The organism is Chitinophaga sp. Cy-1792 (genome assembly GCF_011752935.1).
GTDB lineage: Bacteria > Bacteroidota > Bacteroidia > Chitinophagales > Chitinophagaceae > Chitinophaga.
Genome location: NZ_VWWO01000003.1, coordinates 132,139 through 145,175, shown reverse-complemented (window position 1 = coordinate 145,175; position 13,037 = coordinate 132,139). Strand labels below are relative to the sequence as shown.

General features: G+C 47.3%; 10 protein-coding genes. 5 read left to right on the top strand and 5 right to left on the bottom strand.

The window, feature by feature from the left end; all coding sequences use genetic code 11:
• Positions 1 to 3: 3 nt before the first annotated feature.
• On the bottom strand, positions 4 to 3,060 hold the full coding sequence (locus F3J22_RS25825) for an amidohydrolase family protein (protein WP_240155213.1): 3,057 nt from the start codon (positions 3,058 to 3,060) through the stop codon (positions 4 to 6).
• 204 nt (positions 3,061 to 3,264) lie between these two features.
• On the opposite strand from F3J22_RS25825, the gene F3J22_RS25820 reads away from it, so the two are divergent.
• The 3 genes from F3J22_RS25820 to uxuA all read left to right on the top strand — a co-directional run bounded on the left by F3J22_RS25820 (position 3,265) and on the right by uxuA (position 6,448).
• The gene (locus F3J22_RS25820) at positions 3,265 to 3,699 is read left to right on the top strand and encodes a hypothetical protein (protein ID WP_167020892.1); all 435 of its coding nucleotides are present in this window, start codon (positions 3,265 to 3,267) and stop codon (positions 3,697 to 3,699) included.
• Positions 3,700 to 3,775: 76 nt separating this feature from the next.
• Entirely contained in the window at positions 3,776 to 5,122 is a 1,347-nt protein-coding gene (locus tag F3J22_RS25815; RefSeq protein ID WP_167020891.1) for a glycerate kinase, read from the top strand.
• A 150-nt stretch (positions 5,123 to 5,272) separates the two neighbouring features.
• Positions 5,273 to 6,448: a mannonate dehydratase gene (gene uxuA / locus F3J22_RS25810; RefSeq protein ID WP_167020890.1), complete on the top strand. Its 1,176-nt coding sequence runs from the start codon at positions 5,273 to 5,275 to the stop codon at positions 6,446 to 6,448.
• Positions 6,449 to 6,828: 380 nt separating this feature from the next.
• On the opposite strand, the gene F3J22_RS25805 is transcribed toward uxuA, so the two are convergent.
• Positions 6,829 to 8,877: a glycoside hydrolase family 2 protein gene (locus F3J22_RS25805; protein ID WP_167020889.1), complete on the bottom strand. Its 2,049-nt coding sequence runs from the start codon at positions 8,875 to 8,877 to the stop codon at positions 6,829 to 6,831.
• 47 nt (positions 8,878 to 8,924) lie between these two features.
• Between F3J22_RS25805 and F3J22_RS25800 the strand changes: the two genes are divergently transcribed.
• Positions 8,925 to 9,074, top strand: coding sequence for a hypothetical protein (locus F3J22_RS25800; RefSeq protein WP_167020888.1), 150 nt, complete (start codon positions 8,925 to 8,927; stop codon positions 9,072 to 9,074).
• Here F3J22_RS25800 and F3J22_RS25795 read toward each other — a convergent pair whose 3' ends face one another.
• A complete protein-coding gene (locus F3J22_RS25795) occupies positions 9,075 to 9,995 on the bottom strand; it encodes a FecR family protein (RefSeq protein WP_167020887.1) in 921 nt (306 codons plus the stop codon).
• 192 nt (positions 9,996 to 10,187) lie between these two features.
• Between F3J22_RS25795 and F3J22_RS25790 the strand changes: the two genes are divergently transcribed.
• Positions 10,188 to 11,492: a hypothetical protein gene (locus F3J22_RS25790; protein WP_167020886.1), complete on the top strand. Its 1,305-nt coding sequence runs from the start codon at positions 10,188 to 10,190 to the stop codon at positions 11,490 to 11,492.
• Here F3J22_RS25790 and F3J22_RS25785 read toward each other — a convergent pair.
• A complete protein-coding gene (locus F3J22_RS25785; RefSeq protein ID WP_167020885.1) occupies positions 11,485 to 11,718 on the bottom strand; it encodes a hypothetical protein in 234 nt (77 codons plus the stop codon). The two genes, F3J22_RS25790 and F3J22_RS25785, sit on opposite strands and share 8 nt — an antisense overlap.
• Before the next feature lie 149 nt (positions 11,719 to 11,867).
• Complete coding sequence (locus tag F3J22_RS25780; protein ID WP_167020884.1) at positions 11,868 to 13,031, bottom strand: alginate lyase family protein; 1,164 nt, start codon at positions 13,029 to 13,031, stop codon at positions 11,868 to 11,870.
• Between the last annotated feature and the right edge of the window lie 6 nt (positions 13,032 to 13,037).

Sequence of the window (13,037 nt, the reverse complement as noted above, 5' to 3'; positions counted from 1 at the left end):
TTTTTAGAGAGCTGATGATTGAATTACATCATGTTGATGACCACCTTGTAAGTCTTCACAGTGGTACATTTCATCAGGATGGTATGCTGCTTTTTCGGTGGCACCGCCTTTTTTCTTTTCGCCCAGCATTTTCTGGATCAGACGGTTACGCTCTGCGGCAATGCGCTGACGCAGTTGCAGGTCGTATTGACGGTCGAACTCAACGATACCATCTACAATTGTTTTATCTGCTTTAGCGTAGATGCTCAGCGGATCATCGCTCCATAATACCAGGTCTGCATCTTTACCTACTTTAATACTTCCCATGCGGCTATCCACATGCAGGAGTCTGGCAGGATTTAGGGTCACCAGCTTCAGGGCTTCTTCTTCCGTCATACCGGTATATTTGATGCTCTTGGCGGCTTCCTGGTTCAGGCGGCGCGCCATTTCCGCATCATCGGAGTTGATGGCAGTAACCACTCCTACCTGTTGCATGATACCAGCATTATAAGGGATGGCGTCCTGCACTTCCATTTTATATGCCCACCAGTCGGCAAAGGTACCGGCACCGGCGCCATGGGCCTTCATTTTGTCGGCCACTTTATACCCTTCCAGGATATGTGTAAAGGTATTTACATGGAAATGGAAAGTATCAGCAACATGCATCAGCATATTGATTTCACTTTGTACGTAAGAGTGACAGGTGATAAACCTTTTGCTGTTGAGGATTTCCACGAGTGCATCCAGCTCGAGGTCGCGGCGTTTGCCAGGTCCCTGCTTTTCATAATCACGGGCACGGGTAAACGCATCCATGTAAATTTGTTCAACGCCCATACGGGTTTGCGGGAAGCGAACCGTGTTACGATCGCCCCAGTTGGACTGTTTCACGTTTTCGCCCAAAGCGAATTTGATGAATGGGTCGTTGCCGGTAACTTTCATGTCTTCGGCATTCTGGCCCCAGCGAAGTTTCACCAGCTGAGACTGGCCACCAATTGCATTGGCGCTACCATGCAGGAGATGTGAAGCAGTAACCCCGCCACTCAGCTGACGGTAGATATTCACATCTTCCGGATTCACGACATCGGCTATACGAACTTCAGCAGTTACAGACTGAGAAGATTCGTTTACACCTTTAGAAATAGCGATATGTGAGTGTTCGTCAATAATACCGGCAGATAAGTGTTTGCCTGTACCATCGATTACACGGGCGTTTCCTGCTGCCAGGTTTTTACCTATCTGGGCAATTTTACCATTGCGGACAAGTACATCCGTATTTTCGAGTTTACCATCTTTTTCATTTGTCCAGACAGTTGCATTTTTGATCAGGATATCCTGTTGCTGTGGCAGTTTTTCCCAACCATAACCATTAAACGGAAAAGTAACGCTACTGAGTTGTGGTGGTGTTTTCTTTTTAGCAGAATCCGATTTTTCCTGGAATGGCTTCGTGAGCGCTGCTGTCCAGCGGATGCTGTTATTGGCAGTATCCACACCGGTACCTGCCCATGTTTCCGCAATGAGTCCGTTCAGGCGGTAGGAGGCACTGCTTCCTTTTGCAACAGGTAAGGAAATGTTTACCAGGTTATCGGTGACATCAATTTTCCCGCTGAGGGTATCTTTCTGTAAAACGCTGATCTGTGGCTTATCAGGTGTTCCTTTAATTTCCACATTCACCGTAGTGCCCGGAGAGAGTGTAATTGCGTAGGAGCCACGGATATCACTCCATCCATCTGCTTTTACTACATACTTATTTCCCTGTACCCAGTTCTGGTAGAGGACAGTATTTTCTTTGAAGATAGGTCCGGAAGTGATGAGGAAGTTGGCCAGTTTACCGGCTTCCAGGCTACCCACTTTATCGTAGGATTTAATAAGGCTTGCAGGCGTTTTGGTTAAAGCTTCCAGGGCTTTCTGTTCAGAGAGGCCGTATTCGATGGCTTTACGAACATTGGCCAGGAATTGTTTCACATCTTTCAGGTCGGCGGCCGTCAGTGCGAAAGGAATATTCGCTTTTTCGAATGCGCCGGGTTCTGTAGGAGCGAGTTCCCAGTGTTTCATATCCGCGAGTGACACAAAGCGGGCATCAGCAGGGTCTTCTACATCGATAGCGCCCGGGAAGTTCACCGGAATGATAAACGCGGCTTTGGTGGCGGCGATATCAGCGATACGCTGGTATTCGTTGCCACCGCCTTTGATGATATATTGTACGCCGAATTCGTCGCCTACTTTATCGGCGCGGATGGCGTCCCATTTATCGTTGACAGCGAAGATCTGCGGCAGTAGCTGGTTGTCGTTCCAGGCTTGCAGACTAAGGTTCACCCCTTCTTTCGCCGGTCTGTTTTTATACCATTGTGCATCGAGGAAAGTCTGACGCAGTAATGCGATGGTACCCATTAATGAGTTAGGGTAGTTTTGGGTAGATGTCCCTTTATCGAAAGAGTATGCGGCAGCAGCCTTTTCGCGGACAATCACCGTATTTTCGCGTTCGTCGGCGAGGGTCACCAGTGCGGCAGTACCTCTGGCGATACCATCCTGTTGCTGGGTAAGCACCGTACCGAAGCCGGCGCCCCGCAGTGATGCAGCTTTCGTGTTATCCGTGTTAAAGAGCGACACTGCGTTTATTTCGCTGCGGATAGCCTGGTTCCAGCCATAGGCACCTTTGGTGTTGGACAGGAACTGTGGTGCGGCATTCCATGACCCGCCGCCACGTTTAGGCTCGCCGAGGCCGTAGCTGCTGTAGATATCTACAAAGGAAGGGTAAATGTATTTCCCTTTACAATCCACTACTACAGCGTCTTTTGGGATTACAGCACCTGCGCCTGCATCTACGATCTTACCGTCTCTGATTACGAGGGTAGCATCGGACAGGGTTGTTTGCGGATCTTTGATAATGGTGGCGTGAGTGAAAGCGAAGCAGCCGGATTTTGGTTCAGAAACCCCGTTTACAGGGAAGGTGGCCTGGGCATTTGCCTGGCTTGCAGCCAGTAGTAAGGCCATCAGCAGCATTTTACCGCGATGCCTGCTCAGGGCATAGGTTAATCTCCGGGAAAGGAAGACCATTCCCGGTTTCTCAAAAGCTTTTTTCATGTAATGTTCGTTTAAGTCGATTTAGATTCGATTGAGCTAATTTAGCAAATGATTGAGGCGACAGGTAGTGAAAAACCGATTTTTTTTATGAATGGTATACTTGTGCTATCTAATCGATTGATAAACTTTTTGGATTAACACGAAAAAGGGATAATTTGAAAGGACAATCGCCGTTATGTTTGTTTAAATACAATACCGCTGACTATGAAACTACTTACTATTTATAGGATTATCCTCTGCTGTAGCCTTGTACTGGCACTACATCCCTATCTCTCAGCACAATCCAGAGACAGCGTTTCCACCTACCAGGGACGCTGGGACGCCGAAGGACGGGCGGATAAAATGACCGATAAAATCAGCAGGGAGCTGGGACTCAGCAAATCCCAGAGCAAGGAAATTTATGCTATCAACCTCGACATCGTTCGCAGGATCGATACCGTTAAGTCCAGCAAAACCATCACACAAAAAGAGCGCATGCTGCAATATAACAGCCTGAATAACGAACGTAACCAACGTTTTAAAACAGTGCTGACCGCAACGCAATATAAAAAATGGACCGACTGGGACCTGAAGAAAAAAGAGCACCTGGAAGCGAAGATGGAAAAGAAGCGACAGAAAAAAGAAGCACAGCAACAATAGTTCGTTGTAAAATAAATACATTTAGTGAGGCTGTTCAGAGATCTGACAGCCTCCTTTTTTTAAACCCCGAACCAATATGAATCCACGTCAGGACATAGCCGCCATTTTCCTGGAAGGGGTTGCTGCCGTACATCCGCAGCAGCTTATCAGCAGCAGGGTGAGTGCCGGCCCGAATGAAATCATCATCGACAATGACCATTATCCTATCCGTGATAATGGCCGTGTAGTGGTGGTGGGCGCCGGCAAAGCAGCGGCGGCCATGGCTACAGAACTGGAGAAAATATTGTTGCCGTTCCTGCCGCTGACAGGTGTGGTCGTCACCAAATACGAGCATGCATTACCGTTACAGCAGCTCGAAATTATGGAAGCAGGGCATCCGGTGCCTGACGACAACAGCGTGCTGGCCACTGCTAAGGTACTCACCGCCACCAGTGGCTTGCAGGACAACGACCTGGTGATATTACTGTTATCAGGTGGCGCTTCTGCGCTGCTGGCAGATGTTCCGGAGGGATGTACCCTTGCAGAAGTGCAGCAGTTGTTCACCCTGTTACTCCATTCCGGCGCGGATATCCAGGAAATGAATACCATCCGCAAACATCTTTCCGGTGTAAAAGGCGGGCAGCTGGCGAAAAAAATATACCCGGCCACGTTATGCACCATTATGATCAGTGATGTACCCGGCGACAAACCCGAGGTAATAGGCTCCGGGCCCGGAGTGCCCGACCCTGGCACATTCCAGGAAAGTCTGGCGATCATCTCCCGATATCATCTAACTAAAAAAATACCCGCATCCATACTACTACATCTGGAAAAAGGAAATACAGGCGCTATTCCGGAAACCCCTAAACCCGGAGATCCTGCATTTAAAAATGTGCATAACTATCTTGCCGGCACTAATCATGCAGCGTTGAAAGCCGCTGCAGCAAAGGCAGAGCAGCTTGGTTACCAGGTGCTGTTACAGGAAGATTTTGTTGGTGGAGATGCCAGAACAGCCGCCCGGGCACTCGTAGATCAGGCATTGGCTGTCACCGCAACATCGCCGGTTTGTATACTGCAAGGTGGTGAAACAACCGTCAGTGTTACCGGCAACGGTAAAGGTGGCCGCAACCAGGAACTGGCGCTGGCAGGGCTTATAGCGCTATCTGCTCACCCACGGGAGGCAGCAGGTATTACGTTGCTGAGTGCCGGAACAGATGGTACCGATGGCCCGACCAATGCTGCCGGCGCCATCGTTGACGCGTATACGATAGCTGCCGCCAGAACCCTGAAACTATCTCCGGTGGCCTATCTTGAGAACAACGACGCCTGGAATTTTTTCCGGCAGACAGACGACCTGCTGATCACAGGCCCCACACAGACCAATGTCATGGATATTCAGATCGTATTGATCATGCCAGTATCATCGTCATTACCATCTTATTAACAAGCGCTGAAACACTGATGTACATTATGTTTCAGAGAGATGTTAATAATTCTTTCCTTTTTCTTAAACATAAAGTTTGTATATGTGTGAAGAGATTTTATTTTTGGGGTTTGGATTACTTACTTTTGGAATTATAAACACACTAGCATTATGCTGAGAATGGAACAAACATGGCGTTGGTATGGTCCGAATGATCCGGTAAGCTTGTCTGATATCAAACAGGCAGGTGCAACTGGAATCGTTACGGCTTTACACCATGTCCCCAACGGAGCGGTATGGACTAAGGAAGAAATTATGCAGCGCAAGGCGCTGATCGAAGCTGCCGGCCTTACCTGGTCAGTAGTGGAGAGCATTCCTGTCCATGAAGATATCAAAACGCAGAGCGGCCGATTCCGGGATTATATCACCAACTATCAGCAGTCGATACGTAACCTTTCAGCATGTGGCATCAAAATAGTTACCTATAACTTTATGCCGGTGCTCGACTGGACACGTACCGATCTCGCATACGAAGTAGAAGACGGCTCCAAAGCGCTTCGCTTCGAGAAAGCAGCCTTCATGGCTTTCGATCTCTTTATTCTGGCAAGACCAAACGCAGAAAAAGATTATACTGCCGAAGAAATCGCGCGTGCGAAAGAACATTTCGACAGCATGACGCCGGAAGCAAAAACCCTCCTTCAGAAAAATATTATTGCCGGCTTACCTGGCTCTGAAGAAAGTTTTACACTGGAATTATTCCAGGCTGCACTGGACAAATACAAAGGCATCGATGCAACACAGCTGAAACTTCACCTGTTTTATTTCCTGCAACAGATTGCACCAGTTGCAGAAGAAGCAGGCGTTAAACTGGCCATCCATCCTGATGATCCTCCATTCCCGATCTTTGGCCTGCCACGTATCGTGAGTACAGAACAGGATGCCAAAGAACTGCTGGTAGCAGCACCGTACAAATCAAACGGATTATGCTTCTGCACCGGTTCCTATGGTGTACGTGCCGACAACGACCTGCCAGGAATGGTAGAACGTCTCGGCGATCATATCCACTTCATTCACCTGCGCAGCACCCAGCGTGATGTATTAGGCAACTTCCACGAAGCCAATCACCTCGAAGGTGATGTTGATATGTTCAACGTAATCAAAAATATTCTGCTTACCATGAAACGTCGCAACGTATCTATTCCTATGCGCCCTGATCATGGTCACCAGATGTTGGATGATCTGCATAAAAAAACCAATCCTGGCTATAGCGCAATCGGCCGCTTACGCGGGCTCGCAGAGCTTCGTGGCCTCGAAATGGGTATCGCAGGGGCTTTAAGCGCTGATTGACTTAAATCCAGCAGTATCAGGACCGTGCAAGGTTATAAGGTAGGGATAAGCAATACTACCGCCGGACTGAGATACTACGCCAAAGCAGAACCGGTAACTGGAGAATAATTGTAGCTGCTAACTACAATACCAGCACCACTGTTTTACTAAAACGAAAGAAAAGATTTTTTTATAGAGAGAAGATTGTAATGATCTTCTCTTTTTTTGTGCCCACATTTTTTTTCCTGCCCCCGCTTCTTTTCGATGCCTCCGGCATCAAAAAGAAGCGGGGATAATAGCCCCTCGCCTGCGGCGAGGGGCTATTATCCCCGGATCAAAAGCCGGAGGCGATAATCTCCGGAAGGGAAGCCAGGGACTTCCAACAGAGACTAAAAAACTATCTACTCCAATACCCACTCTACTTTATCCTCATATTTCTTACCATCTTTCAAACCGGTACATACCACCACATTCTTACCTTTCCTGAGCTTTACATTTTCGAATAGATAATGCACATGAGTAGTTCCCTGTTTGGGTGCAGGTAATTTTTTACCGTTGAGCGTAACCACCGGCTGATCAATATTATCATACACGGTGATCGTTGTTACCGGCTGCTTTCTGTTTACCAGCCTGCGGTCAGAAATGTATACTACCGGTTCTTTGCTCCAGTTGGCTTTATACCAGTAAAACACATCTTTCTTTATCTGTCGGTCGAAAGTAACCAGCCCTTTCATATTACGTGCCGGAACGCCTCCCCGGCTCCATAGCGGCGCACAGAAATCGAACATATTCCAGAGATAGGAGGACACCAGATACGGATGCTTTTCTATAATACCCCACTGTACTTCGTGTATGCGTGTCTCTCTTTCTTCCGGCATCACAGGGCCATTATAATCTACAGGTGGTAATATTTCTGCATGTTGGTTCACATTACCATCTCCCCCATATTCTGACAAAACCACTTTATGCTCCGGATACTTTTCTTCTAACCCACTCACCCACTTTTCCAGGTCTGGCACCTGGCCTTCATACCAGCCATAGTAACGGTTCATACCCTGGATATCTGCATTCCTGTTCTCAGGGCGCTCCATGGTGCCATAACCATTTGTACTGACAGTATACCTGTCTGGATCGAGGGTTTTGGCAATATCCACCATGTCGGCGGTGAGGGTGCTGACATGATCGGCAGGTGTTTTTTCGTACACCTCATTATGCATACCCCAGGTATAGATAGAAGGGTGATTGAATTGCTGTTTCACCAGTTCGGTGATCTGTTGCTTTGCATTGTCGCCTTCCTGGCCGGATACAGCGTTTACAAAAGGTACTTCTGCCCAGATCACAAAACCGATACTATCGCATTTTGCATAGATATAATCTGCCTGCTGATAGTGAGCAAAACGGATGGAATTGGCGCCCATTTCACGGATCATATCCAGGTCCTGCGCATGTTGCCAGTTTTCCAGGGCGCTGCCATAGCCCCACCAGTCCTGGTGGCGACAAACACCATACAAGCGGTAAGGTTCATCATTCAGGTAGAAGCCTTTGCCGGATTTTATTTCAAACTTACGGATACCCAGTGGCTGAATGCTCTCGTCGATTACCTGTCCATGCTGATCTATCAGGGACACGACTACCTTATACAGGTGTGGGTCCTGCAGGCCGTTCCAGCGGTGTGGTTTGGTGATCTGCAGCTGTTGGGCATACTGCTGCCTGCCTTGTGGCTGTACTTTAATTTCGTCCGTCACTTCTTTGACCAGTTCACCTGCCTGCGTGTAGATGCGGGTACGCAGGGCGGCCTGCTGCGTTTGTTCGTAGCGGTTATCCAGTTTAGTCGTTACCGTTATATCTGCGCTGGCAGCGCTCACGTTCTGCTGGCGGATGTACACACCAGGTGAAGCATAATCGGTGGTGGTGATATGCAGTTTATCTGTGATGACGAGGCTTACCGGGCGATAGATACCACCATAGATGCCAAAGAGGTTATTATTGATAGGAATAACGTCTTTACGGGGTTCGTTATTCACTTTAACGATGATATTGTTATCGCTGCCGTAGTTGAGTGCATAGGTGATTTCCATGGCAAAGGCGCTGTAGCCGCCTTTATGCTGGCCTATGAACTTATTGTTCACATATACGTCAGCCACCTGGCCTACGCCTTCAAACCGGAGGAAAACCTGTTTCCCTTTGATGGCGGCATCGATGAAGAGATTCTTCTTATAGATGGCGTTTCCGGCGTAAAAGTCTTTACCGGCCTGCATATCCTTGTTATTCCAGGTATGCGGGATGTTGATGGTTTCCCAGGTATGCGGTGCAGCACTGTCTTTCGGGTTGTAGTCCCCTTTGGTAAACTGCCAGTTCTGGTTGAAAGGCACGGTGGTTCTGCTTTGTGCAATCGATTGTTGAATACCTGTTGCAAGTAGCAGGCAACTTGCCAGAATTGTTTTTTTCATGTAGCTATAGTTCGCGCTTGGTACGGAAAATAAAAAAAGCAGTAAAGATGATGAAAGCAGGTATCCGTGATAAACCGGAAATGGCGGCTGCACCATGGTATAATACAGCAGCACAGGCAGTCGGCGGAGCGACTGGCCAGTGGATAAAACCTATTTTCATTGTTCACAAAAATGATAATACTGCCGATTTGCAGTAATTACTTCAGTGTAAGATAATATCTTCCTTCTTTATCTTTAGTAATAAATACACCTATTTTTTTTGAAATCACATCCAGCACCTTCTCGGGGCCTTCTGCATCGAAGTTGGCGGTAAGTGATTTTTTGAGTGCACTCTGGGCAGATGGAGGTACATCTATCTGGATATCATAATAATTTCTGACTGCATCCAGCACTTCACTAAGGGGAACATTTACAAAACGTAGTCTTCCTGTTTTCCAGGCCAGCGCGCCATCGCTGAGGCGTATATCCTGTTGCAGTTCGTTGCTGCCTTCACGTGAGCCCTGCAAACCTGGCGTCAGCAGTAGTTCTTCACTTTCCCCGCCTTTCATCTTCACTTTGCCATCCGTAACAAAAACTGCGGTTTTATTTTCATCGATGCGCACGTTGAAAGAGCCACCATTTGTTGTGAGTATAATTTTCCCGATTTGCAGCTGAAACGGCAATGCCGATTCTTTTACATTGAAAAATGCTTCTCCCTTATGCATATATACGCGTCTGTTTTCTCCATTGAAGATAGACGGATAGGCAATTTCAGCGTTGTTATTGAGAATAGCCTTGCTGCCATCGGCCAGCAGGAAGGAATCTATATAACCTGTATGGTTGTTGTTGATGATTAATTTTTCTCTGCAGAAGAGATGGTACAGCACGAACCCGGTAACAAGGATGACCAGCGCAGGCAGCACCCATTTGCAGATGGGGATATATCGGCGCATAGACATAGTAGCTGCGTTGGGCGCAGCATCCTGTTTTAACCAGTCATGCAACATTCTTTCCACATACGCCGCCTGTTCAGGGCCGGTGGATTTCAGCATTGCAATCTGATCCTGCAACTTGGGATCATGTGGTGCATTTATAAATCGAACAATCAGATCAGTGGTGTCTGTAGTCGGCTGGTACATAATCGGTTCCTTCCTATAAGCCCCCGGGAGAATATTCCGGTGTCCTGTCCTATAACAGCATTGCGCTAGCATATATTGCAATGCGGGGGCTAATATAGGAAAAATCTGCATGTGTTCGCTGAAAATAATTAGGCCAGCTGCTCAAGGTTTAATATTTTTAATAAGAGAAACGAACTGGCTAAATCCAAGCGTATGTCACCTGAATCCTTAACGAGCAATGACCAGGAATATATAAACGGATTAATAAACCACGACCCTGCCGTTATTGACGATATTTACCAGCGTTTTGCGACCAGAGCAACGCGGTTTATTCAACAGAAAGGAGGCACTGTCAGAGATGCAGCCCATATTTTTGAAGAAGTATTGCTGGATATTTACTTCTTCGCCAAATCTCATCCACTGCGTATAAGCACCTTTGAAGCATTCCTGATGCTACTCTGCAAACGTGTGTGGGAGAAGGAAGTGGAAAGAAGAGGACAACGTATCCCCGGTCTGGAACCCGACGAAACTGCGGCACTCAGCCGCGACGACATACAGGATGTGGAAGACATCCTGAAAGAAGGTGAAAAAAGACGACTCGCCTATCACCAGTACCTTCAGCTGGGAGATGATTGTAAAGAAATTATTCGTTTATGCCTGACAGATAATCTTCAGGAAGATATTGCCGCGCAGACACGCATTCCTTCGGAAGAGCTGCCTGCACGCCGCGCCATCTGCTTCAGAGACCTGCTCAGCCGCATCGATGGCATAGCCCGCCCCCCTGATCCATTGGCCGAAAAAGATGTCCAGGATGCAGATGCCTATCTTAGCGGCCTGATGAACGAAGCCGGCAAAACCGCCTACATCGAAAAATTAAAAAGCAATCCCGGACTCGCCGGCCGCGTTAAACGCTTTGATGCTATCCGGAAACTACTGGCACAACGTGTATGCTCCGATACAGAAAGAGACGAATTCCAACACCTGCTTTTTGGTCACCGCAACGCCTGGTTTTCTACCAAAGAAAGCGAAGGCATGCCTATACGAAAATATGTAATCGGCACCGCAATAATAGCGATAGGACTCGCTACCATGCTATATATCAGCCCATGGCGGAAAAATATCTACAGCCAGTTTTCTTCCACAGAAATGCAGGCAATAGAAAATGACACCTTAAGGCTGCCACCGCAGGTAATGGAAGATTTCAACAAAGGCCACTTCAGTGATGCACTCAACATGCTCAACGATGTACTGGTAAAAAACCCCAATAACATCTACGCACGGTATTACCGCGGTGTATGCCTCATCAACCTGAACCAGGTAGATCCGGCACGCACAGACCTGCTAACCGTCTATAACGGTCAGAATCCCATCAGATATGAAGCTGCATTTTATATAGCGTTAAGCTACCTGAAAGAAGGTAATAAACAGGAATGCCTGGAGTGGCTGCTGAAAATACCTGAAAGTGCACCTAATTATCTGAAAGTGCAGAAGCTGATTGAGGAACTGAAAACTAACTAACGAAGCGATTACTGCAATGTATAATGCTCTCTGCTTCACCCTTTATCAATTCATAAACAGAAGCCTTCTCCTGTTTAATATGTACTAACTGTTGCAGCACCAGATAATAAATCGTACCACCACTACACCCATTCAACTGGGCTTTCAAAATTTCTTTTTTTACCTCTGTACAGCCGGTAGCATCCAGCTTCTGATAGATTACATAGAGGTCGTCCATCCAACTCATACTCTAAAGTTTTTGCATAGACTTTAAAGTTACCCATAAACATGATTAAAAAAACAAATACATTAAGATTTAACGATTTGGCAATCCAGACTGGCAGAGATGGCCGGTTTTTGCAGAAATCTGAAAAAACCGGCGATATTTTCATCAATTTATAACCATATCAGCGGATTCCTTACCGGTAGATTTCTCAGCACCTCTTCTACCTGCGGGTCATGGTCTAATCTTAGCCAGGTGCGATAATAATCAGTGTTGTTATAAGCCGCCGCACCGAAGATCAGAAACGGTTGCGCCACCGGCCAGTTTTCCCAATACATCACATCATGCGCAAAAGGCCAGCTGTTCTTGTCCTTTACATACGGATACATCCACGCAATACCTTTGGAAATAGTCTTCACTTTATCTGCTGTAAATTTCCAGAGATTATCCTTTGGTGTGCTTAATATCTGGCATAAAGTACTCATGGCATCCAGGTTGAAAAGGGAATAACCATAAGGTTTTGTGCGTTTCAGCTCCAGCGGGAAACTGCCATCAGCAGCCATCTGGGCAGGCAACAACACTTCTTTATAACGTTTGATACAAAACGCTGTCAGTGTATCATTTTTTACAAAACTGCTGAACTCCGCTACCTGCATTACCCAGCAGGTACCGTGGTTGTTGGCAGCATTCATTTCATCCTTTCCGTACGGATGTGTGGTCAGCCACTGCAGGTATTCTTCAAACCAGTGTTTAATGGCAGCCAGGTCTGCTGGCGGTATTGCACCGGCTTTTTCCATGATCTTCAATGCCTGTACCACTTCCAGCAGCTGAATGGTATCGATGATACCGATTCCCCTGCCAGTAGCTTTTCCTTTGATCGCCTGCGCATATAACAGGTTAGGATTCATACGGGTTGCCTCATCAGTAAACCAGGCTTTTGCGTGAATGAGTGCCTGCTGCAGATAGGTTTTATCCTGACTAGCCATATAGCCTGCAGCCAGGGCACCCATTATACGGCTAAACCGTATCATCGCCAGGCGATGCGCCACAAAATTTTCCGGATTACTTTGCCCGTCGCGCTGAATATAAGGCCCGTCGGGATTATTAGGGTCAGGCCACCAGTAGTCGCCCTCAGAATAAAAATCATGTTTGCCGCCCGCACTCCTGCTACATTGTGCAGCAGTAATGGTTTCAGGCGCTTCCTGTTTTGCCCAGGCAGCCCTTTCCAATATGGCAGGACTCATATCTGTAATAACCCGCTGACGCCATTGCTGCTGCGCCTGTGCCACTACACCACACAAAACCAACGCTCCTGCAATAATTATTCTTCGCATCATGAACTG